This is a genomic window from Streptomyces sp. NPDC058221, from assembly GCF_042882365.1.
In the GTDB taxonomy this organism is placed as follows: domain Bacteria; phylum Actinomycetota; class Actinomycetes; order Streptomycetales; family Streptomycetaceae; genus Streptomyces.
Window position 1 is genome coordinate 1 of sequence record NZ_JBHVWF010000139.1, and the last position, 21,347, is coordinate 21,347.

At 66.7% G+C, this 21,347-nt stretch carries 20 protein-coding genes and 2 pseudogenes; 14 read left to right on the plus strand and 8 right to left on the minus strand.

The window, feature by feature from the left end; all coding sequences use genetic code 11:
• Positions 1-25 precede the first annotated feature (25 nt).
• The 4 genes from ACFVW8_RS31525 to ACFVW8_RS31540 form a co-directional block, all read right to left on the minus strand.
• The gene (locus ACFVW8_RS31525) at positions 26-601 is read right to left on the minus strand and encodes a Clp protease N-terminal domain-containing protein (protein ID WP_389696044.1); all 576 of its coding nucleotides are present in this window, start codon (positions 599-601) and stop codon (positions 26-28) included.
• Positions 601-810, minus strand: a complete 210-nt coding sequence (locus tag ACFVW8_RS31530; RefSeq protein WP_123461611.1) for a sigma factor-like helix-turn-helix DNA-binding protein — start codon at positions 808-810, stop codon at positions 601-603. The genes ACFVW8_RS31525 and ACFVW8_RS31530 overlap by 1 nt, the downstream gene beginning before the upstream one ends.
• A 67-nt stretch (positions 811-877) precedes the next feature.
• Positions 878-1,849, minus strand: a complete 972-nt coding sequence (locus tag ACFVW8_RS31535; protein ID WP_389696046.1) for a zinc-binding dehydrogenase — start codon at positions 1,847-1,849, stop codon at positions 878-880.
• A 286-nt stretch (positions 1,850-2,135) separates the two neighbouring features.
• Positions 2,136-3,347, minus strand: coding sequence for an NADP-dependent malic enzyme (locus ACFVW8_RS31540; RefSeq protein WP_389696048.1), 1,212 nt, complete (start codon positions 3,345-3,347; stop codon positions 2,136-2,138).
• Between the two features lie 524 nt (positions 3,348-3,871).
• Here ACFVW8_RS31540 and ACFVW8_RS31545 point away from each other — a divergent pair.
• From ACFVW8_RS31545 to ACFVW8_RS31555, 3 genes are read left to right on the plus strand one after another with little or no spacing between them, the layout of a single operon-like run.
• Positions 3,872-4,825: an ABC transporter substrate-binding protein gene (locus ACFVW8_RS31545; RefSeq protein ID WP_389696050.1), complete on the plus strand. Its 954-nt coding sequence runs from the start codon at positions 3,872-3,874 to the stop codon at positions 4,823-4,825.
• Positions 4,826-4,870: 45 nt separating this feature from the next.
• Positions 4,871-5,824: an amino acid ABC transporter permease gene (locus ACFVW8_RS31550; RefSeq protein ID WP_389696052.1), complete on the plus strand. Its 954-nt coding sequence runs from the start codon at positions 4,871-4,873 to the stop codon at positions 5,822-5,824.
• 10 nt (positions 5,825-5,834) lie between these two features.
• A complete protein-coding gene (locus ACFVW8_RS31555; protein WP_389696076.1) occupies positions 5,835-6,587 on the plus strand; it encodes an amino acid ABC transporter ATP-binding protein in 753 nt (250 codons plus the stop codon).
• 8 nt (positions 6,588-6,595) lie between these two features.
• Here the strand turns inward: ACFVW8_RS31555 and ACFVW8_RS31560 are convergent.
• Positions 6,596-7,330 (minus strand): annotated as a pseudogene (locus ACFVW8_RS31560) (class I SAM-dependent methyltransferase); the annotation flags it as partial.
• Positions 7,331-7,429: 99 nt separating this feature from the next.
• Between ACFVW8_RS31560 and ACFVW8_RS31565 the strand changes: the two are divergent.
• On the plus strand, positions 7,430-8,059 hold the full coding sequence (locus ACFVW8_RS31565; protein WP_389696054.1) for a CGNR zinc finger domain-containing protein: 630 nt from the start codon (positions 7,430-7,432) through the stop codon (positions 8,057-8,059).
• Here the strand turns inward: ACFVW8_RS31565 and sodX are convergent.
• Positions 7,963-8,421 carry a nickel-type superoxide dismutase maturation protease gene (gene sodX, locus ACFVW8_RS31570; RefSeq protein ID WP_389696056.1) on the minus strand — a complete coding sequence of 153 codons (459 nt, stop codon included), beginning with the start codon at positions 8,419-8,421 and terminating at the stop codon, positions 7,963-7,965. The genes ACFVW8_RS31565 and sodX overlap by 97 nt on opposite strands.
• A 179-nt stretch (positions 8,422-8,600) precedes the next feature.
• Here sodX and sodN point away from each other — a divergent pair, with 179 nt between their 5' ends.
• Positions 8,601-8,996 (plus strand): superoxide dismutase, Ni, encoded by a 396-nt coding sequence (gene sodN / locus ACFVW8_RS31575; protein ID WP_123461603.1) that lies wholly within the window; start codon positions 8,601-8,603, stop codon positions 8,994-8,996.
• Between the two features lie 471 nt (positions 8,997-9,467).
• Here sodN and ACFVW8_RS31580 read toward each other — a convergent pair.
• Together ACFVW8_RS31580 and ACFVW8_RS31585 are read right to left on the minus strand one after the other, a co-directional pair.
• Positions 9,468-9,701, minus strand: a pseudogene (locus ACFVW8_RS31580) (alcohol dehydrogenase catalytic domain-containing protein); the annotation flags it as partial.
• A 541-nt stretch (positions 9,702-10,242) separates the two neighbouring features.
• Entirely contained in the window at positions 10,243-10,731 is a 489-nt protein-coding gene (locus ACFVW8_RS31585) for a MarR family winged helix-turn-helix transcriptional regulator (RefSeq protein ID WP_389696058.1), read from the minus strand.
• Positions 10,732-10,836: 105 nt separating this feature from the next.
• Here ACFVW8_RS31585 and ACFVW8_RS31590 point away from each other — a divergent pair, with 105 nt between their 5' ends.
• The 9 genes from ACFVW8_RS31590 to ACFVW8_RS31630 all read left to right on the plus strand — a co-directional run bounded on the left by ACFVW8_RS31590 (position 10,837) and on the right by ACFVW8_RS31630 (position 21,279).
• Positions 10,837-11,493, plus strand: coding sequence for a nitroreductase family protein (locus ACFVW8_RS31590; RefSeq protein ID WP_389696060.1), 657 nt, complete (start codon positions 10,837-10,839; stop codon positions 11,491-11,493).
• Positions 11,494-11,676: 183 nt separating this feature from the next.
• On the plus strand, positions 11,677-12,360 hold the full coding sequence (locus tag ACFVW8_RS31595; RefSeq protein ID WP_389696062.1) for a phosphoribosylanthranilate isomerase: 684 nt from the start codon (positions 11,677-11,679) through the stop codon (positions 12,358-12,360).
• An 88-nt stretch (positions 12,361-12,448) separates the two neighbouring features.
• The gene (upp, locus tag ACFVW8_RS31600; protein ID WP_389696064.1) at positions 12,449-13,114 is read left to right on the plus strand and encodes a uracil phosphoribosyltransferase; all 666 of its coding nucleotides are present in this window, start codon (positions 12,449-12,451) and stop codon (positions 13,112-13,114) included.
• Complete coding sequence (locus ACFVW8_RS31605; RefSeq protein ID WP_389696066.1) at positions 13,111-14,010, plus strand: EamA family transporter; 900 nt, start codon at positions 13,111-13,113, stop codon at positions 14,008-14,010. Before upp ends, ACFVW8_RS31605 begins: the two co-directional genes overlap by 4 nt.
• 36 nt (positions 14,011-14,046) lie before the next feature.
• On the plus strand, positions 14,047-17,877 hold the full coding sequence (locus ACFVW8_RS31610; protein WP_389696068.1) for an amino acid adenylation domain-containing protein: 3,831 nt from the start codon (positions 14,047-14,049) through the stop codon (positions 17,875-17,877).
• 56 nt (positions 17,878-17,933) lie between these two features.
• Positions 17,934-18,233 carry a hypothetical protein gene (locus tag ACFVW8_RS31615; RefSeq protein WP_389696070.1) on the plus strand — a complete coding sequence of 100 codons (300 nt, stop codon included), beginning with the start codon at positions 17,934-17,936 and terminating at the stop codon, positions 18,231-18,233.
• Positions 18,230-19,162, plus strand: coding sequence for a pseudouridine-5'-phosphate glycosidase (locus tag ACFVW8_RS31620; RefSeq protein WP_389696072.1), 933 nt, complete (start codon positions 18,230-18,232; stop codon positions 19,160-19,162). Before ACFVW8_RS31615 ends, ACFVW8_RS31620 begins: the two co-directional genes overlap by 4 nt.
• Before the next feature lie 75 nt (positions 19,163-19,237).
• Entirely contained in the window at positions 19,238-20,308 is a 1,071-nt protein-coding gene (locus ACFVW8_RS31625; RefSeq protein WP_389696078.1) for an alkene reductase, read from the plus strand.
• Complete coding sequence (locus ACFVW8_RS31630; protein ID WP_389696074.1) at positions 20,305-21,279, plus strand: ribose-phosphate diphosphokinase; 975 nt, start codon at positions 20,305-20,307, stop codon at positions 21,277-21,279. Before ACFVW8_RS31625 ends, ACFVW8_RS31630 begins: the two co-directional genes overlap by 4 nt.
• The last annotated feature ends 68 nt before the right edge of the window (positions 21,280-21,347 follow it).

A 21,347-nucleotide genomic window follows, 5' to 3' on the forward strand; every position in this document is an offset into this window, starting at 1 on the left:
GCACTCCCCCGGGCCGCCCGCCGTTTCAGCCGGCCTTCCGGTCCTGCTGGGCGCCGCCGTCCCCGTACAGCGCGCGCTCGACGGCCGCGTAGGTCGCGCCGCGCTCGGCCAGGACGTCGGCGACGACGCCCGAGTTGGCGGTGAGGGCCAGCAGAAGGTGCTCCTCGCCGATGAACCGGTCGCCGCGGCCGACCGCGATCCGCAGTGACTTCTCCAGGATCGCCTTGGCCTCCCGGCTGAACGGCGGGTTTCCCGTCCACCGGCGCCGGCCCTTGCGCACGCCTTCCAGGGCCCCTTCGCCGTGCGCCTCTTCGATGCGGCCGACGATCGCGGTGAGATCGATGCCGATGCCCGCGAGGGCCTCGGTATCGGCCTTCGTCATGCCGCCGCGCCTGCGCGCGTCGGCGAGCGCGGCCTCCACCGATGCCCGGTGGTCCACGAGGCCGAGCGCCGCTACGGCGAACGATGCCCGGCTGCCCTCCTGGTCCAGCAGTGCGAGCAGGAGATGCTCCTCGGTGACCGATCCGGCCCCGGTCCGTTCGGCATGGGTCACGGCGCCGGTCACGGTGGCCCGGGCGCCCTTGGTGAATCGCTCGAACATCAATGCCTCCCGTACTTCTTGTGCACGGCCTGCCGGCTGACGCCCAGTTCGGCCGCGATCTCCTGCCACGACCAGCCCTGGACACGGGCGCTTCTGACTTGTACGGCTTCGAGCTGCTCCAGCAGCCGCCGCAGCGCTGCGACCGACCGCAGCCCCACCCGGGGGTCGCGGTCGCCGGCACGAGCGGCGAGATCCGTTGCTTCGGTCATGACGTCAACTTACATTGACACCCGACTGCCGTCAACCCCGGTTGACATCTCGGCCCCGGTTGACGGTTCAGCCCTGGTTGACGGTCAGCACGATCTTCCCGAACTGGTCGCCCGAGGCGAGCCGTTCGAACCCCTCACGGGCCTGGTCCAGCGGCAGTACCTCGTCGATGACCGGCCGCACACCGGTGGTCGCGCAGAACGCCAGCAGGTCCTCCAGCTCATCCTTGGACCCCATGGTCGAGCCGACGATCCTCAGCTCCAGGAAGAAGATCCGGGTCAGCTCGGCGTGTGAGGGGCGGTCACCGCTGGTGGCGCCGGAGATGACCAGCGTGCCGCCGGGGCGCAGGGACTTGACGGAGTGCGACCAGGTGGCGGCGCCGACCGTCTCGATGACGGCGTCGACCCGGTGGGGCAGCCGTGCGCCCGGCTCGTAGGCCTCGACGGCGCCGAGCTCGACGGCCCGCCTGCGCCTGGCCTCGTCGCGGCTGGTGGCGTAGATCCGCAGTCCGGCGGCCCGGCCGAGCACGATCGCGGCGGTCGCGACTCCGCCGCCGGCGCCCTGCACGAGCACGGAGTCGCCCGGCCGCACACCGGCGTTGGTGAAGAGCATGCGGTACGCGGTCAGCCAGGCGGTCGGCAGACAGGCCGCCTGCTCGAAGGTGAGCTCCTTCGGCTTGGGCAGCACGTTCCAGCTGGGGACGGTGACCTGCTCGGCGAAGGTGCCTTGATGGCGCTCGGTGAGGATGGAGCGGGGCTCGTCCGGCCCGACTCCGTGTCCGGTCTGGCCGATGACAGAGTGCAGGACGACCTCGTTGCCGTCCTGGTCGGTCCCGGCGGCGTCGCAGCCGAGAATCATCGGCAGCTTGTCCTCGGTGATGCCGACACCGCGGAGCGACCAGAGGTCGTGGTGATTGAGGGAGGCGGCCCGGACGTTGACGGTGGTCCAGCCCGGGCGCGCGCCGGGAGCGGGGCGTTCGCCCAGCTCAAGGCCGTTGAGGGGGTGGTCGCGGTCGAGGCGGTATGCGTAGGCGGCGAACATGGCCCCGACGATAGGACGGCGCCCGGCCCGGCGTAACCGGCTGCGGGTGTGACACGCACCGCGCGTGACGGGCCCCTCCCGGGGCTCCGCCCCGGACCCCGTGCCTCAAACGCCGGCGGGGCTGAATTTTCGCAGGCCATGGCCGCCCCTGCGACAGACAACATCAAGTCCAGGTATGCGAAATCAACTCCGGGCGGGCGAAACCCAGCCCCTCCGGCGATTGAGGAGCAGGGGCCCGGGGGCAGCGCCCCCGAAAAGAGCGGCGCCCCCCGACCCCCTCAAGACCTCAGCGCCGGGCCACACCCTCCGCCCGCGCCGCCGCGGCCACGGCCGCCGTGACCGCCGGGGCCACCCGCTCGTCGAACGGCGACGGGATCACGTAGTCCGCGGCCAGCTCGTCGCCCACCACGTCCGCCAGCGCGTTCGCCGCGGCGATCTTCATGCCCTCGGTGATCCGGGACGCCCGCACCTGGAGCGCACCCGCGAAGATGCCGGGGAACGCCAGCACGTTGTTGATCTGGTTCGGGTAGTCCGACCGCCCGGTCGCCACGACGGCCGCGTACTTGTGCGCGATGTCCGGGTGCACCTCGGGGTTCGGGTTCGCCATGGCGAAGACGAACGCACCGGGTGCCATCGAGGCGACGGCCGGCTCCGGGACCGTACCGCCGGAGACGCCGATGAAGACGTCCGCACCGGCCAGCGCGGTCTCCAGCGATCCGGAGATACCGGCCTTGTTCGTGAGCGCGGCCAGCTCCCGCTTGACCTCCGTGAGGTCCTCGCGGTCCCGGCTGACGATGCCCTTGCGGTCGGCGACGGCGACGTCACCGAGCCCCGCCTCCAGCAGGAACTTGGCGATGGCGACACCGGCGGCACCGGCGCCGGAGATGACGGCGCGCAGCTCGCCGAGGCTGCGCCCGGACAGCTTCGCGGCGTTGCGCAGCGCGGCGAGCGTGACCACGGCGGTGCCGTGCTGGTCGTCGTGGAAGACCGGGATGTCGAGCCGCTCCTGGAGCTTGCGCTCGATCTCGAAGCAACGCGGGGCCGAGATGTCCTCCAGGTTCACACCGCCGAACGACGGGGCGAGCCGGACGACGGTCTCGACGATCTCGTCCGCATCGGTGGTCGCTAGCGCGATCGGCACCGCGTCGACGCCGCCGAACTGCTTGAACAGGATCGCCTTGCCCTCCATCACCGGGAGGGAGGCCTCGGGCCCGATGTCGCCGAGCCCCAGCACCGCGGTGCCGTCCGTCACGACGGCGACGACCTGAGACTTCCAGGTGTAGTCGTGGACGAGTTCGGGATTGTCCGCAATCGCGCTGCACACCTTCGCCACACCGGGCGTGTAGGCGAGGGACAGGTCGTCCTTGTTCAGGATCGGGACGGTGGCCTGCACGGCCATCTTCCCGCCCCGGTGGAGAGCGAAGGCCGGATCGAACGGCTCGTCGGTCGTGCTGCCTGTGCTGCTGTCGCTGCGAGGATTGACAATCTCCGCTGCCATGGTGTTGACCCCTTAAGTCTTCATCGTTTGAGGGTGGCCACTCCTGGTTGAGGAGGGGTGGGCGGGCACCGCGTACGTCCCCTGCGCTGGGCGATTGGCCCGCCCCGGCAGGGGGGAGGTACGTACGCGCGGGCGCGCCGCACACGCGCCCTGAGCCCCGGATGAGGGGTGTAAACGTCTTTCATACCGGACGGACCGGGTCACGGACGAGTCCATACCGACGCGGTGACGTGACTCATAGCCGAATATCTGGACAAGTCCGCCACGCGGCGAATTGACGTCCATTGGCTGAGACGCGCCGCAGATTCTGCGGCGACGGAAGAGAAACCCCACAGAAGGTCCGGCCTGCGGTACCGGCCTCGCGAGGTTCGGGGATCGCCCGTTACCCGATTTTGACATGACCGGCCCCCTGATTGCGCTGGTCCGAATGGCAAGATGCCGTAATCGCACAAGGCGGCGACACCCGACGCCGTGTGCCAAACCGCCTGGCAACACCACCCGTCATCTGCCGGAGGAACCCGATCATGGCCGCAAGCACGACACGTCGTACGACCGCGAAGTCCCGGATTGCAGCGGTCGGCGCCATCGCGGTCGCCGGCACCATGCTGCTGACCGCCTGTGGCGACCAGACGAACTCGGACTCGGGCACCGAGAAGAGCGAAAACACCAAGTCGTCCACCGCCCCGCTCTTCGACAAGCTTCCGAAGAAGTACCAGGACGCACGTGTCATCAAGGTGGGCACGGACGGCACCTACGCTCCGATGGAGTACGAGGAGAACGGCAAGATCGTCGGCATCGACCCCGACATCGCCGCCGCCCTGGGCAAGGAGCTCGGCGTGAAGTTCGAGTTCACCAGCGGCACCTTCGACGGCCTCATCTCCTCGCTGAACACCGGTCGCCAGGACGTCGTCATGTCCGCCATGAGCGACACCAAGGCCCGCCAGGAGGGTCTCGACGACAAGGGCAAGAAGGTCGGCAAGGGCGTCGACTTCGTCGACTACTTCACCTCCGGCGTCTCGCTCCTGGTCAAGAAGGGCAACCCGGAGAAGATCACCTCGCTGGACGACCTGTGCGGACGGACCGTCGCCGTCCAGCGCGGCACGATCTACGAGGACACCTTCAAGGCCCAGGCCAAGAAGTGCGGCAGCAAGAAGCTGTCCATCGAGCCCTTCGACACCGACGCCGAGGCCCAGAACCGCGTGAAGATCGGCGGGGCGGTCGCCGACCTCAACGACTACCCGGTCGCCGCGCACATCGCCAAGACGGCGGGGGGCGGCAAGACCTTCGAGGTCGCGGGCGACCAGACCGATGCCGGGCCCTTCGGTATCGCCGTCGACAAGGACAACACGCAGCTGCGGGACGCGCTGAAGGAAGCGGTCGCCGCGATCATCAAGAACGGCGACTACGCGAAGGTTCTGGAGAAGTGGGACGTCAAGGACAGCGCCGTCACCGAGGCAGCCATCAACGCCGGCAAGTAGGTCACGGCGTTCCCGCCTCAAGCGTTTCAGTGAAGGGCAGTCGCCGTGACTGACAAGTTCGACAAAACGCCCGCCGGTGAGCCACCCACACCCTCGGTGGTCTCCAAGGGCGCCTCCGCCCCCCCGCCCCAGATCAAGGCCATTCCGATCCTGCACTGGGGCCGGTGGGTCTCAGGTGTGATCGTGGTGTGCGTGCTCGGCATGCTCGGCTACTCGTTCTCCCAGGGCGACGTCGAGTGGGGCACGGTCGGGGACTTCCTCCTCGACGACAGGATCGTCAAGGGCGCCGTCAACACGGTGATCATCAGCGTGCTGTCGATGATCATCGGCCTGGTGCTGGGCGTCGTGTTCGCGGTGATGCGGCTCTCGAAGAACCCGGTGACCGGTGCGGTCGCCTGGCTCTACATCTGGCTCTTCCGCGGCACTCCGGTCTATGTGCAGCTGCTGTTGTGGTTCAACCTCGCCCTGATCTTCCCGATCCTGAACATCGGGTTCTACAAGGACGAGATGGTCGACGTCATGACCCCGTTCGCCGTCGCCCTCTTGGGCCTCGGTCTGAACGAGGGCGCCTACATGGCGGAAATCGTCCGGTCCGGGATCCAGTCGGTCGACGAGGGACAGACCGAGGCCTCGCACGCGCTGGGAATGTCCACCGGCAAGACCATGCGCAGGATCGTGCTTCCGCAGGCGATGCGGGTGATCGTGCCGCCGACCGGGAACGAGTTCATCAACCTGCTCAAGACCTCGTCCCTGGTATCCGTCGTGCAGTACACGGACGTGACGCGGGCCGCCACGAACATCGGCGCCACGTCGTTCGCGGTCATGGAGATGCTGCTGGTCGCTTCCGTCTGGTACCTGGCTCTGACCAGCGTCTTCAGCATCGGGCAGTACTACGTCGAGCGGTACTACGCCCGCGGGTCGTTGCGGCAGCTGCCGCTGACGCCGTGGCAGAAGGTCAAGATGAATATGCGCTCCCTCACCAGCCCCAGGAGGGTGTGACATGACCGCCATGGTGAAGGCCGAGGGCGTCCACAAGTCCTTCGGCGCCGCGCACATCCTCAAGGGCATCGACCTGGAGGTCGCCCCCCGCGAGGTGTTCTGCCTGGTCGGCCCCTCCGGCTCGGGCAAGTCCACGTTCCTGCGGTGCATCAACCACTTGGAGCAGATCAACAGCGGTCGGCTCTCCGTCGACGGCCGGCTGGTGGGCTACCGGCAGAAGGGCGACAAGCTGTACGAGCTGAAGGACAGTGAAGTCGCGGCGCAGCGCCGGGACATCGGCATGGTCTTCCAGCGCTTCAACCTGTTCCCGCACATGACTGCACTGGGGAACGTCATGGAAGCCCCGATGCAGGTGAAGGGCGAGTCGAAGGCCGTAGCCCGCGCGAAGGCCGAGCGGCTCCTGGACCGGGTCGGCCTGTCCGACAAGGCGAACAACTACCCCTCGCAGCTCTCCGGCGGACAGCAGCAGCGGGTGGCCATCGCCCGCGCGCTGGCCATGGAGCCGAAGCTGATGCTCTTCGACGAGCCCACCTCGGCGCTCGACCCGGAGCTCGTGGGCGACGTCCTGGACGTCATGCGCGGCCTCGCCGAGGACGGTATGACGATGATCGTCGTGACCCACGAGATGGGCTTCGCGCGTGAAGTCGGCGACGCACTGGTCTTCATGGACGACGGCGTGGTGGTCGAGTCGGGCCACCCGCGCGAGGTGCTGGCCAACCCGCGGCACGACCGGACGAAGTCGTTCCTGTCCAAGGTGCTGTAGCCACCGTACGAGGGGGAGGCCCAGACGGACCGTGCCTCGCCGAACCCCGCCGCGCGCAGGGTGTCCGCGTGCCAGCGCGCGGACGGCATGTCACCGTCGGCGTGCTCGCCGTAGATCTCGTACCGTTCGGCGGTCGGGCCGGCCAGCACCGGATCCTTCGCGGCCAGCGCCCACCAGTCCGCCCAGTCCAGCGCGCCGGCCGCCTTGGCCCCGTCCATGGCGGCGTGCCGGTGCGCGCCTTCGGCGGCGTTGATCCGGGGGGTGTCCGTATCGATCATGTGATCGGCGTTCATGAACACCCCGCCGTCCCTGACGAGGCCGGCGATCTGCCCGTAGAGGGCGGTGAGCGGCTCGCTGTGCAGCCAGTGCAGGGCCGTGGCGGTGAGGACCGCGTCGTACGAGTCGCGGGGCAGCCGCGCCGTCCACTGCGGGTCCTTGAGATCCGCGGTGACGAAGGTGACGCGCTCGTCGCCGGCGAAGGTGCCGCGGGCGATGGCGAGCAGCGCGGGGTCGAGGTCGACTCCGGTGCTGGTGGCCTTCGGGAACCGCCGGAGCAGCCGGTCCGTGATACTTCCCGTACCGCACGCGAGGTCGAGCACCCGTGGTTCGGGGCCCACGAAGGCCTCGACCATGTCGAGCATCACGCGGAAGCGCTCCTCGCGGTCGGCCATGTACCACTCCTGCTGGCGGTCCCAGCTGTCCTGCCAGGCCCGCCAGTCGGCGCCCCGTACTGTCTCCGTCATCCGGAACCCTCCTCTGTCATGAATGTAATACCCTGGACCCAAGACAGCCCATTACATCATCGCAGCACCGACCCTAGACCGACGCCGTAAGGACTACAAGTGGAACTGGCCTATTACTCGGACTACGCCGTGCGCCTGGTCAACACCGAGGAGCCGGCCCGCAACAAGGACGCCCTCACCTCGGTCGACGCGGTGCGCGAGCTCTTCGGTGTCAATGGACAGGCCGCCCGCCGGGCGACCGATGCGGACGTGACCCGCTTCCGGTCCGTCCGGGCCCGGCTCCGCTCGGTCTTCGAGGCGGCCGACAGCGGCAACGAGACGTTGGCCGTGGACCTGCTCAACTCGCTGCTGCTGGAGTTCCCGGTCAGCCCGCAGATCTCCGGCCACGACTTCCGGGACGAGGACGGAAAGCCGGACTGGCACATGCACCTGGCCGACCATCCGTCCAACGCCACGGCGGGCTACGCCGCGACGGCGGCGATGGGCCTCGCCTTCCACCTCACCTCGTACGGCGTGGACCGGCTCGGCCTGTGCGAGGCGGCGCCGTGCCGCAACGCCTACCTCGACACCTCGACCAACCGCTCCCGCCGCTACTGCTCGGACCGCTGCGCGACCCGGGCCAACGTCGCCGCCTACCGGGCCCGCAAACGCCTGGAGACGGAGCGCGCCGCCGAGACCGGCCGCAGCGCGGAGACCGCCCAGCCCGCCACCCCGCGCAGCGAGCGCTGATCCTTCGTCAGCGGCCGGTAACGCGCCCTGACCCTGGCCAGCACGAGCTCCTCGGGGACCGTCCCGTAGTCCGTGCTGTCACCGCCCGCGAACCGGTTGTCGCCGAGCACCCACCAGCCGCCGGTCCGCCGCTCCACGGCCCGTTTGACCACCAGCAGATCCTGCTGGAACGGATGTCTCAGGATCACCACGTCACCGGGGCGCACCTGCGCCCCGTACTGCACGAGCAGCCAGTCCCCGTGGTGGAGTGTGGGCACCATCGAGGGCCCCGTCACCTCCACCACCTGGAACGGAACCCGTGCAGCCAGCCCCCGCTCGGGCTGTTCATCGGTCAGCTCCGGCAACTCCGGCACCTCCCGCATCTCTCCGGCACCTCCCCGTCCGTCCAGTACACCGTCCACCACAGCGTCCCGTACATTCGGCCACTGGTCCCATCCTCACCCTGGACTTTTGGCCTAAGCCCATGGGGGCACCCACTATTTCGCGCCTCTCACGGAGTAATGTCCCACCTGAGAAGACGATCACGAGGAAGGACAGCTCCATGCTTTCCCGCCTGTTTGCCCCCAAGGTGAAGGTCAGCGCCCACTGCGACCTCCCCTGCGGCGTGTACGACCCGGCCCAGGCCCGCATCGAGGCGGAGTCCGTCAAGGCCGTCCAGGAGAAGTACCAGGCCAACGAGGACGCGGACTTCCGCACTCGCGCGATCCTGATCAAGGAACAGCGCGCCGAGCTCGCGAAGCACCACGTCTCGGTGCTCTGGAGCGACTACTTCAAGCCGCCGCACTTCGAGAAGTTCCCGGAGCTGCACCAGCTGGTCAACGACACCCTGAAGGCGCTCTCCGCGGCCAAGGGCTCGAACGACCCGGCGACCGGCCAGAAGGCTCTGGACCTGATTGCCCAGATCGACAAGATCTTCTGGGAGACCAAGAAGGCCTGATCCACGGCCAGGCCTTCCGGCCCCCGACCTGACGGGAGCCGTATCGCCTACCTCTCCGCACCCGGCCCGCAGGCCGCCGACCACGGCGTCCATACGGACCGGGTGCGGTCTTTTGCGCCCCGCCCGCGCATACAGGACGACCAGGACGGCGCAGGCCCTGGGTGCTGCACCTCGGTCCTGGACATACGTCGCTCCGAGGCCTCGGAGGCGATCCCCACGTTCGGGCGAGGAAGTGATCGCGGTGCCCACTCCCCCGGTCAGTGCGGCCAGTTGCACCGCCATCAGCCCGATGCCACCACCAGCGCCCCTGACCAGCACCCGTTCACCTTCCTCGATGTGCGCCCTCTTCAGGCCCAGGCTCGCGACCAGTGCGTTCGCGGCACTGACACCTTCCGGTGTGCGCACGAGGTCGCGGAGGTCGGGGACGGCCGATTCGGCGTACGCGCCGCTTTCGGTCAGCACGAAGACCCGCCTGCCGATCCAGCGCTCGTCCACTGACTCACCGGCAGCGGCGACGGCGCCTGCCACCTCGACGCCGGGGACGAAGCCGGGCTCGGAGAACGACTGGTAGTCGCCCTTGCGGGCCATGACGTCGACGTAGCCGACCCCTGCGGCCTCGACCTGGATCAGGACCTGGCCCGGACCGGGGTCGAGTTTGGCCCGGTCGACCACCCGCAGCACCTTGGAGTCTCCGAACGACGACACGATGACGGCTTTCTGCCGGCCTGCGGATCGCCGAGACCTCTCCCTCCATCACCGCGCACTGCCTCAGCTTCTGCGACCGCATCAGCAATGAGACGTGGCGGACGCTCTGCACCGGGCTCGATCTGAGCGACCCGGATGACCTGGGTCCGCGCCCGGCCCAGGACCTGCTCGTCGCCGCGTTCCACTCGGCCATGGAGCGGTGGGGGCGACAGCCCGGACCGAGGGCCCTCTCCGGCCTGCGCTCTCAGCTGCAGGACTCACTCACTGCGGCAGCACAGGCCATCGCCTTCACCGGCGTCCCCGCGTTCGACGACGGGCGGGGCTGAGCAACGACCGCGCGGGGCGCCGGCCGGCCTCAGGCCTGGCGACACCCCGCAGGGCCCGGCCCCGCGCCGGTCACCCACACGTAGCGCCCCCGCCGTCCCCGAGGGACACCCCGGCGAGCAGCGCGCCCCGGCGGCACCAGGGCGGAGTTGACCACCATCGCGAGCGAGACCCCCCGTCGCCCCGACTCGATCACATTTGTGGGGTGCGTCAGGATTCAGCGTGTATCCCCGAGGGAGACGAGCAGGGTCCGCAGGACCCGGTTGAGTTCGTCGCAGTCGCTGCCGTTGAGGCTGGAGATGATCTTCCGCTGGTTGCGGACGTGTCCCTCGACGGTCTTGTCGATGAGTTCACGCCCTTTGTCGGTGAGAGCGATGTGGAGGCTGCGTCGGTCGTGGGGTACGGCTTGACGGGTGACGTAGCCGCTCTCATCCAGGCGGTCCACCCGGTTGGTGAGGGCGGCGGAACTGATCATGACGCTGGCCGCGAGCTCCTTGGGGGTGAGTGGCCGGCCGCTGCGGCGCAGCGTGGCGAGGACGTCGAACTCCCAGGTCTCCATGGAGTGTTCGGCGAAGTACTGGCCCACCTGAACATTGACGAGCCGGGAGAGCCGCAGGAGCCGGGCTACCGCACCCATGGCCTCAAGGTCCAGGTCGGAACGCTGGGCGGCCCACTGGTCCAGGAAGTGGTCGACCGAATCGCGCATGGTGTCACCTGCTCTTTTCGTTACTTGCAGTAATTGTTTGACACCAGCATAGTCCCAGACATAGCTTCTTGACGTCAGATAGTTCCATCACGAAAGGTTCACCTCGTGGGTATCGCAGTGGCAGCTCCTTCCGCCGTGGCGGACGTCATCCGTGCACGCCGAAGCGTGCGGCACTACCGGCCGGACCCGGTTCCTGCCTCCCTCCTCCACGAGGTGACCGATCTGGCGCTGGAGGCACCGTCGAGCTTCAATCTTCAGGGCCGCTCGATCGTCACGGTTGCCAATGAGCGGGGACTGAAGGCGCTCACCGACGCCACCGGGGGGCAGCCGCATCCTCAAGAGGCCCCGGTGATGCTGGTGTTCGTGGCGGAGTCCGCAGCTGCCGGGGAAGATCGTGGGGACGTCTGGGATGCGGCTCGTCGCAGCGGTGCGTGGTCGGAGCAGTTCGCAGCCGCTTCACCCGTGAACGCGAGGCTCTTCCAGGAGGACCTCCAGGCCCGCGGCCTGGCGCGCGAGTATGCGATCAAGGACGCAATGATCGTCGCGTCGTTTCTCATGATCGCAGCTGCCGCAGCCGGCCTGGTCACCAGCCCGATGAACGGCTGGGACGAGGATGCAGTCAAAGCGGCGATCGGCATTGCCGACCGCGACGACCTGCACATCGCGCTACTCATGCCGTTGGGCTACCCGGCCGAGGAGCGTGTGCACCCGGGGCGCCGGGACCGCGCCCTGACCTGTTTCAGCGAGACCTACGGCCGCTGATCACCGTCACTGCGCTCATCGTGCCCGTTGCTGTGCCCTCATAGCGCCGACGGCGCGCCACCCGCACTTACGGCCGCGTTCTGTCCGAACCAGACCAGACCCATCAATGACCCTACGGACAGACACGGTCTGCTCCGTCTGTCCGTAGGCATGCGCACCAACAACTAACAGGGGAACGTTTTCATGACCACCGTGAACAAGCTCGTCCAGGTAGCCGGCATCATCGACGCCGCCGAGGCCGACATGGTCATCCGAGCGGGAGCGGACTGGATCGGCTTCGCGCTGCGCCTGCCCTCCGGCAAGGATGACATCTCCGAGTCGGACGCCACATCCATCATCAAGGGGCTGCAGTCACCGCATGCCGGCGTTCTGATCAGCTACCTGACCGAGGCTGAAGAGGTCAGCCGGTTCTGCGACGACCTGGGCGTCGTCGCCGTTCAGCTCCATGGAGACGTGGCAACCGAGGAGCTCAAGAAGCTGAAGGCCCTGCGCCCGGACCTTTTCGTACTGAAGTCTCTCGTGGTCAAGGAGGGCAACATCGATGAGCTGCTGAAGCTCGTCGATGACACCCACCCGTACGTCGACATGTACATCACCGACACGTTCGACCCGAAGACCGGAGCCAAGGGAGCTACCGGTCTCACCCACGACTGGAGTGTCTCGGCCGAACTGGTCCGCCGTTCCCCGAAGCCGCTCATGATGGCCGGCGGTCTGAACCCGGAGAACGTCGGTGCGGCGATCCGCGCAGTGAAGCCCGCAGCCGTCGACGCCCACACAGGACTCGAGGGTTCGGACGGACGCAAGGACCGCGAGAAGGTCTCCGTCTTCATCGCCGAAGCGCGTCGCGCCTTCGACGAGATCGGCTGACCTCGCATCCGAGTGGGGCGCCCGGGAACCGGCTGCCCCACTCGGGTCCCCGTTCTTTCGAGTCGTCCCGTCTTCAGGAGAGTTCCCAGTGACCACAGGCCACAACGTTCACCTACTGCCTCAGACCGATCAGCTCCGCGCCATGCACACAGTGATCCGGGACAAGGCCTGCTCACGCGAGGACTTCGTGTTCTACTCCCGGCGCGTCATCCGCCTCCTACTGGAAGCCGGGATGGACCTCTTGCCCTTCACCAAAAAGGAAGTCACCACGCCCCTCGGTACGACCTACTACGGGCTGGAGTTCGCTTCCAAGCTCTGCGCTGTGCCTGTCATCCGCGCCGGTGAGGCCATGGAGGGGGAGCTGCGCGATGTGCACCCCGGCATCCGGGTCGGCAAGATCCTCATCCAGCGTGACAAGGAGACCAAGCTTCCGCGGCTGTACTACAAGCACCTGCCGGACGACGTCGCCGAACGGCATGTGCTGCTGCTGGAGCCGATGCTGGCCACCGCCGGGTCCGCGCTCGCGGCCATCGACGTCCTGCGGGAGTCGGGCGTCGCCGAGGACCGCATCATCATGGTCAACTTCCTGTCGTCCCCGGAAGGGCTGCGCCGGGTCGCAGATGAACGACCCCGCGTGCGGATCGTCACCAGCGCCGTCGAGGACCGGCTGAACGAGCACGCGTTCATGGTCCCGGGGATCGGTGACTTCGGCGACCGGTTCTTCGGTACCACGGATTCCGGAGCAAAGAAGTGACCGACCATCGCCTGGCGACGACGTCCGCTCTTACCGCTCTTGCCCCTGCTGTATGGGGCTCGACCTATCTGATCACCACTGAGTTCCTGCCGCCCGACCGCCCGTTGCTCGCCTCCGTGATGCGTGCGCTTCCTGCCGGGCTGATCCTGCTGCTGGCGACTCGCGTGCTGCCCCGGGGGATCTGGTGGGGCCGGGCGGTCGTCCTCGGCATCCTGAACATCGGTGCCTTCTTCTACTTCCTCTTCCTGGCCGCCTACCACCTGCCGGGCGGGGTCGCTGCTCTGGTCATGTCGATCCAGCCCATGATCGTTCTTCTGCTGGGCTCTCTCCTGCTCAAGGACAAGGTCAAGCCGATCCACGTCGGTTCCTGCGTGCTCGCCGCCGTGGGGGTGGCACTGCTGGTTCTTCAGCCGCACGCCGGGCTGGACGGCATCGGCGTGCTGGCAGGAATCCTCGGGGCCCTGTCCATGGGGGGCGGCATCGTCCTGACCAAACGATGGGGCCGGCCCGAAGGTGTATCCCTGCTGACCTTCACGGGCTGGCAACTCACGGTGGGCGGAATCGCGTTGCTGCCGGTCATGCTCGCCACCGAGTCGCTCCCGACGCACCTGTCCTGGTCCAATATCGGCGGGTTCGCCTACTTGAGCATCATCGGTGCGCTGATCGCCTACGTCGTGTGGTTCAACGGTCTGGCGCGCCTGCCCGCGCTTGCCGCCTCATTCCTGTCGTTCGCCTCACCGCTGTGCGCGACAGTTCTCGGATACTTCTTCCTCGACCAGACCCTGCGTCCACTGCAATTCGTGGGTGCGATCGCCGTCATCGGAGCAGTGGTGATCGCGCAGCCACGCTCGAAGACACCGACTCAGGCACCCGTCGCAGAGGGCGTCACGACCTGAGCACCGTTCACATCAATACCGGGGGGCAACACCTTTATGAGCACACATGCACCAATTACTGGATCCGTTCAGCGCGCTTCGGCACGCGCTTCGCTGCACACCCTTCTCGGCCGGCAGGCACGGCTGAGACCAGAGGCCATCGCCGTGACCCACACCGGCGGTGACCTCACCTTCAAGGAGTTGACCGACACAGCGGGCTTGCTCGGTTCGCACCTGGCCCGCCTGGGGGTCACCGCCGATACGTGCGTCGGTCTGTACACCGAACCATCCGTGGAATTGATGACGGGCGCGTGGGGCATCCTCGCCGCCGGCGCCGCCTACCTCCCGCTGTCACCCGAGTACCCCGAAGACCGTCTGCGGTACATGGTCGAGGACTCGGGTATTCAGGTGATCGTCACACAGGAGCACTTGCGGGAACGCGTTCTGCGCCTGGCCCCGGCAGGGACCACCGTCCTGACCGAGAACGATGCCCGCAGTGGGCCGTCCGTGCTCTTGCCCGGCTCCGGCCGACACCTTGCCTACGTCATCTACACCTCGGGCAGCACCGGTAAGCCCAAGGGCGTCATGATCGAACAGCACAGCATCGTTTCCCAGATGCAGTGGCTGATGAACTGCGGACACCTCGGCCCGGACGTCTCGATCCTGCAGAAGACACCCATGAGCTTCGATGCCGCCCAGTGGGAGATCCTCGCCCCCGCCGCCGGCGCCCGCGTCGTCATGGGAAGCCCCGGGATCTTCCGGGACCCCGAGGCCATCGTCGCGACGATTCGCGAGCACCGGGTGACCGCCCTCCAGGGAGTGCCCACCCTGCTGCGAGCCCTCGTCGACACCGATCTCTTCGATTCGTGCTCCTCGCTGACCCGGGTCTTCTCCGGAGGCGAGGCCCTCACCCAGGGCCTCGCCAGGGATCTGTTCGCGGCGCTGCCGAACCTGTCGGTGGTCAACCTGTACGGCCCGACGGAAACAGCGATCAACGCCACTTCACACTGGATCGATCCGGACACCCTGGACGACAGTGATACCGGCATCGTCTCTGTCGGTGTGCCCGCCGACAACGTGACGTGCTACATCCTCGACGAAAACAAGCAACCCGTCGATATCGGAGAGACCGGCGAACTGTTCATCGGAGGGATCCAGGTCGCCCGCGGATACATCGGACTGCCCGAACAGACGGCACAACGCTTCATCTCCTCACCGTTCAACCCGACGGAGCGGCTCTACCGCACAGGCGACCTCTGCCAGTGGAACCCCGACGGCACCATCCAGTTCAGCGGTCGCGTGGACAATCAGGTCAAGCTCCGTGGATACCGGATCGAGCTCGAGGAAGTGTCCTCCCGCATCGAGATGCACACCTGGGTGAGGCGCGCCGCGTCGCTCGTCACGGACGACCCTCGCACCGGCGGCAAGGCTCTGGTGGCTGCCATAGAGCTGAACGAACGCACCGCCGCGGTGATGGACCAAGGGCGCGCCGACGCAGCTCACCATCAGTCCAAGGCATCGAAGGTGCAGGTCAAAGCCCAGCTGTCCAATCCTGGGCTCCGCAACGCACAGCAGCTCGCCGCGCGTCCTGCCGTAGCGCTGCCCGGGAAGGCAGCGACGCACACGCAGCGACGGGCCGCGTTCGCCCGCAAGACCTACCGGACCTACGACGGCGAACCTCTGACACTGGAAGGCCTGCACGAGCTGCTGGCTCCGGTGCGGACGTTCACCCACTCCCAGCCCCTCACGGAACTTCCACTGGGAGAGCTGGGTGAGATCCTGCGGTGGTTCGGTCCCTTCCGCAGCGACGAGCGCCTACTGCCCAAGTACAACTACGCGTCTCCCGGCGCCCTGTACGCAACGCAGCTCTACCTCGAAATCAACGGCTTGTTCGGTCTGTCGGGCGTGTACTACCACCACCCGATCGACCACACCCTGATACGGGTGGGAGACGCGGCAGCCCACCTTCCGGAGGGAACCCTCCACGTTCATTTCCTGGGCAAGCGACGAGCCATCGAGCCGGTGTACAAGAACAACATCCTGGAAGTGCTGGAGTTCGAGGCCGGCCACATGGTCGGCTCGTTCGAGGCGATCCTGCCCGCTCACGGTCTGACGATTGAGCCGACCGGATTCGACCCGTCGGTGCGGGATCGGTTGGACGTCCACGAAGACGACCATTACCTGGGAACCTTCGCCATTACGGAAAACCACGACCGGCCCCGGCCCGATCACGTAGAGCTGTTCGTGCAGCCGCACAACGACGCCTTGGACGGACTGGCTCCCGGCCTGTTCCGCCACCGCGCCGGCGCCCTCGAGCCGATCACTGCGGGGGTCGTCGAGAAGCGGCACGTCATTGCCATCAACCAAGGCGTCTACGACCGATCCTCGTTCGGCATCAGCGCAGTGTCTCGCGCCCCGGAGCCGTGGCTGCACCACATCGTCCTCGGTGCCAGGCTGCACCACCTGCAGCGTTACCCGGGCATAGGCCTGATGTCCTCCGGCTACTCCTCAAAGACCGGAAACCCCCTCCCGACCGCACAGCGCCTGGACGACCTTGTCACCTCCGCCGGACTTCCCGTCGCCCCTGCCTCCTACTTCTTCATCGGCGGCCCCATCAGCGCCGGGCAGAGCGACCACGAAGGTATGAACGAGGACGCCGTGCACACCAAAGGGCCGGCCGAGATGATCAGGGACGACCTCGCCCGGTTCCTCCCGGACTACATGGTTCCGGCCCGCGTCCTGGTGGTGAACAACCTGCCCCTGACCGCCAACGGAAAGATCGACGTCAAGGCCACCACAAACCTTCCAGAAGTAGCGGCCGCGCACATGTCAGCGCCCTATGTGGCCCCCGCGACGGCCACCGAACGCTGGCTGACAGCGGAGTGGAAGCGGATGCTCTCCTACGACGAGGTCTCCACAGAGGATGAGTTCTTCGCTTCCGGCGGCAACTCCCTCCATGCCGTAGCACTCATCAACAAGGTCCGGCGCGAGTTCGGTGTCACGCTCCCGCTCCAGACCATCTTCGAAACGCCGAAACTGGCCGACCTCGCAACGCTGATTGACAACGGTGCGCCGCCCAGGGCCTCACGTCTCGTCCCCATGTACGACGGTGGCGAGGGCAGCCCCGTCTTCTGCTGGCCCGGCCTGGGCGGCTCCCCCATGAACCTCCGCCTGCTGGCGCGAGGCGCGGAGCTGGGGCGCCCGTTCCGAGGCATCCAGGCCCACGGAGTCAACCCCGGCGAAGTGCCCTTCGGCACGATCCAGGAAATGGCCATGGCCGACGTCTCCGAAATCCGGCGGGTACAGCCCTCCGGCCCGTACACCCTCTGGGGCTACTCCTTCGGCGCACGCGTCGCATTCGAAGCAGCCTGGCAGCTCGAACAGTTCGGCGAAAAGGTCGACAACCTCCTTCTCATATGCCCCGGGAACCCCCAGGTGCGGACGGAAGACGGTGAGCAGTGGGGACGTTCGTCCTCCTACGAAAACCCCGCCTACGTAACAATCCTCTTCTCCGTGTTCGCCGGCGCCATCCAGGGCCCCGCCCTGAAGGAATGCCTCAAGAGGACCAAAGATGAAGCTTCATTCGTTTCCTTCATCTGTGAAATACTCCCCGAACTGGACGCAGAAACGGCTCGCCGTATCACCGGGATCGTCGCCCAGACATACGAATTCGAGTACAGCTTCCGCGAGCTGCGGGAGCGCCGGGTCCAGGCTCCGGTCACCATCCTGAAGGCCCAGGGCGACGACTACTCGTTCATCGAGGACAGTGTGGGCTACTCGGCCGCCGACCCCACCATCATCGACCTTCGCGGCGACCACTACGGAGTACTCAAAGAGCACGGCCTCGGGGAGCTCCTCTCCGCCGTCCACTCCGTAATGGGCCAGTAGCAAGCATCTGCGCTTCACGTGCACGGATCGGTCCTGAGCAGCTTCCATCCCACGCCGTGAAGACGATTTTGCGTACCTCGTTCAAGACCAGGGAGGTTGTAATGCCGCACGTCAACATCAAGCATTGGCCGCGCTCATTCTCCGCCACGGAGAAGCAAGACCTGATCAATTCGCTGACGGAAACGATCACTCGTGTCTTCGTCTGCCAACCGGCCGCGCTGTCCATTGCCGTCGAATCCGTTGACCCGTCCCTCTGGGAAAAGCGTGTTCATATCCCAGAGATTGAAGGCAAGCCCCACCTGTTGTGGAAGCGGCCGAGTTACACCGACCCCATACCGACAGAAGGAACCTCATGAGCACGGCCATACCGATCCTCTACAGCGAAGAGGTACGCGAAGCTCTGCACGAACAGCGTGCGGTCGTCGCTCTCGAGTCGAACGTCATCACCCACGGCCTGAAGTACCCGCACAACGCGGAGACTGCGCACCAGGTGGAGGCCGCTGTCCGCAAGGGAGGCTCCGTACCGGCCACCCTCTGCGTCCAGGACGGCGAGATCCGCGTCGGGATGAGCGAGCAGGACATCGAGCGGTTCGCCTCCACGCCGGGCATCCCCAAGGTCTCCAGCCGGGACCTGCCCGTCATCTTGGCCACCGGCGGACTCGGTGCGACCACAGTGGCGTCCTCCGTGGTGGCCGCCGAGCTTGCGGGAATCCCCTTCTTCGCCTCCGCCGGCCTGGGTGGGGTGCATCGGGGCGCGCAGAGCACCATGGACATCTCATCGGACCTCATCCAGCTCACCAGGTCGAAGGTGGCCGTCGTGTGTGCCGGCGCGAAAATGATCCTCGACCTCGGCTTGACCATGGAGTACCTGGAGACCCAGTGCGTCCCGGTGATCTCCTACGGCTCGGACGACTTCCCGGCGTTCTACTGCGCTTCGAGCGGTATCAAGTCCCCGCATCGCATCGACGACGAAGACGTCATCGCCAAGGTCGTCGCCACTCACTGGGCCACGGGACATCCCGGTGGCGTCGTCGTGACCGCGCCGCCCCTTCCTGAAGATGCCGTCGACTCCGCTGAAGCCGAGACGGCGATCGCCAACGCGCTCTCCCAGGCCGAGCAGGACGGTGTATCGGGACAGGGCCTGACGAAATACCTGATGCATGCGGTCGATCGGGCCACCGGCGGTCGTACCGCGCAGGCCAACATGGCGGTCCTCATTTCTACCGCCGAGGTGGGAGGCCGCATGGCTGCGGCCTACGCACGGCATCAGTCGTCCCACTCCTGAGCAGCCCATCGTGTGCTTTCGATCTTCACCCGTACTGCGCAAATCCCACCGACCTCTCCTCTGAAGGCTGATCCCATGACTTCCCTTTTCGACTCGGCTCTGTTCGGCAAGATCCAGCTGAACAACAGGCTGGTGATGGCACCGATGACCCGCAACCGCGCCAAGCCGTGCGGCGGCGCAACCGAGCTGATGGCCCAGTACTACGCCCAGCGCGCCTCCGCCGGGCTCATCATCACCGAAGGAATTCAGCCCTCCGCGGTGGGACAGGGCTTCATGAACACCCCGGGACTGCACCACCCCGAGCAGGTGAGGACCTGGCGCACCGTCACCGACGCTGTCCACGCGGCCGGTGGCGCCATCGTCGCGCAGCTCATGCATGCCGGGCGAATCGGTCACCCCTCACTGTATGCGGGCGCCCATCAGTCGGTTGCTCCCTCAGCCATCGCGGCCGCAGGTCAGTGCTTCACGCCCAGCGGCCCGTTGGACTACCCCACCCCGCGGGAACTCACGCCGGACAAGATCGCGGAGACCGTCTCCGACTTCGCATCCGCAGCCCGAAACGCCATCGAAGCCGGGTTCGACGGCGTGGAGATCCACGCAGGCAACGGCTTCCTGCTGCATCAGTTCCTCGCCGAGAACACCAACCACCGCACGGACGCCTACGGTGGCCCGATCGCGAACCGGATCCGCTTCACTCTGGAGGTCACAGAGGCAGTGGTCAACGCAATCGGCAACGAGCGCACGAGCATGCGTCTTTCACCGGCCAACCCCTACAACGACATCTCCGAGGGCGACTCCGAAGGCCTCTACGGGGCGCTGGTCCCAGCGCTCCCCGAACTCGCGTTCCTTGAGGTGTGCGAGATCGTCACTCGCCCTGTCACGCAGGCCATCCGCCAGGCGTGGGAGGGCAACCTCATCCTCAATCCGCACATGACCCCGGACTCCTTCCCCGCCTCAGCAGAGGCAGCACGAAGCGTGCTGGAAGAAGACCTGGCGGACGCAGTTTCCTTGGGTGCGCTGTTCCTGGCAAATCCGGACCTCCCTGCCCGGATCGAGGCAGGATCGCCATTCAACGCGACAGACGAGGCCACGTTCTACGGCGGCGATCACCGCGGCTACACCGACTACACGTTCCTCGACCAGTGACAGCCAACGCCGTGAACTCCGATGCCAAGCTGCTGCTTTTCTCGGGGCGCGCCCATCCCGAATTCGCCGAGCGCACAGCACGTGAACTCGGTATCGAGCTGGTCCCGACGAAGGCCCATGATTTCGCCAACGGCGAGATGTATATCCGCTTCGAGAAATCAGTGCGTGGTGCGGACTGCTTCGTCATTCAGTCGCATACCGCGCCGATCAATAAATGGATCATGGAACAGTTGATCATGATCGATGCATTGAAGCGCGCCTCGGCCCGGAGCATCACAGTTATCGCTCCTTTTTACGGCTACGCGCGACAGGACAAGAAGCACAAGGGCCGCGAGCCGATCTCGGCGCGCTTGCTCGCCGATTTGCTGACGGCCGCCGGCGCGGACCGAATCGTCACCGTAGACCTCCACACCGACCAGATCGCGGGATTCTTCGGAGGTCCGGTTGATCACCTCTTCGCCCTACCGATCCTCGCGGACCACATCTCCACACTCACCGATCACGCCAAACTGACCATAGTTTCCCCGGATGCCGGACGTGTGCGTGTGGCAGATCGATGGTGCGACCGGCTTGGCGCACCACTGGCCATCGTCCACAAGAAGCGGGACAAGGACGTCGCCAACCAAGTGAGTGTTCATGAGGTCGTCGGTGATGTCCATGGCAGGGTATGCGTTCTGGTGGACGACATGGTCGACACAGCGGGAACGATTTGCGCGGCAGCTGAGGCACTGTATGACAACGGCGCAGAGGATGTCATTGTCGCCGCCACTCACGGCATCCTTTCCGGGCCTGCCGTCGATCGGATGAAGAATTCGAAGGTAAGCCGCTTCGTACTCACCGACACCTTGCCAACTGCGGCGGAATCGGGCGTGGACAAGGTGACGGTCCTTTCCATCGCACCAGTTGTCGCACATGCAATCCGGGAGATCTTCGAGAACGGTTCGGTCACCGCCCTCCTCGACGAACTCTGATATCAGGCCGTCCGTCCCCGTTACTCCGGTTGTCATCCCCGACGGGGACGGGCGGGCGGGGCAGGGAG

Coding starts and splice junctions, on each gene's coding strand:
- ACFVW8_RS31525 (WP_389696044.1), bottom strand. CDS start 601: ATGTTCGAGCGATTCACCAAGGGCGCCCGGGCCACCGTGACCGGCGCC.
- ACFVW8_RS31530 (WP_123461611.1), bottom strand. CDS start 810: ATGACCGAAGCAACGGATCTCGCCGCTCGTGCCGGCGACCGCGACCCC.
- ACFVW8_RS31535 (WP_389696046.1), bottom strand. CDS start 1,849: ATGTTCGCCGCCTACGCATACCGCCTCGACCGCGACCACCCCCTCAAC.
- ACFVW8_RS31540 (WP_389696048.1), bottom strand. CDS start 3,347: ATGGCAGCGGAGATTGTCAATCCTCGCAGCGACAGCAGCACAGGCAGC.
- ACFVW8_RS31545 (WP_389696050.1), top strand. CDS start 3,872: ATGGCCGCAAGCACGACACGTCGTACGACCGCGAAGTCCCGGATTGCA.
- ACFVW8_RS31555 (WP_389696076.1), top strand. CDS start 5,835: ATGGTGAAGGCCGAGGGCGTCCACAAGTCCTTCGGCGCCGCGCACATC.
- sodX (WP_389696056.1), bottom strand. CDS start 8,421: ATGCGGGAGGTGCCGGAGTTGCCGGAGCTGACCGATGAACAGCCCGAG.
- sodN (WP_123461603.1), top strand. CDS start 8,601: ATGCTTTCCCGCCTGTTTGCCCCCAAGGTGAAGGTCAGCGCCCACTGC.
- ACFVW8_RS31585 (WP_389696058.1), bottom strand. CDS start 10,731: ATGCGCGATTCGGTCGACCACTTCCTGGACCAGTGGGCCGCCCAGCGT.
- ACFVW8_RS31595 (WP_389696062.1), top strand. CDS start 11,677: ATGACCACCGTGAACAAGCTCGTCCAGGTAGCCGGCATCATCGACGCC.
- ACFVW8_RS31610 (WP_389696068.1), top strand. CDS start 14,047: ATGAGCACACATGCACCAATTACTGGATCCGTTCAGCGCGCTTCGGCA.
- ACFVW8_RS31620 (WP_389696072.1), top strand. CDS start 18,230: ATGAGCACGGCCATACCGATCCTCTACAGCGAAGAGGTACGCGAAGCT.
- ACFVW8_RS31625 (WP_389696078.1), top strand. CDS start 19,238: ATGACTTCCCTTTTCGACTCGGCTCTGTTCGGCAAGATCCAGCTGAAC.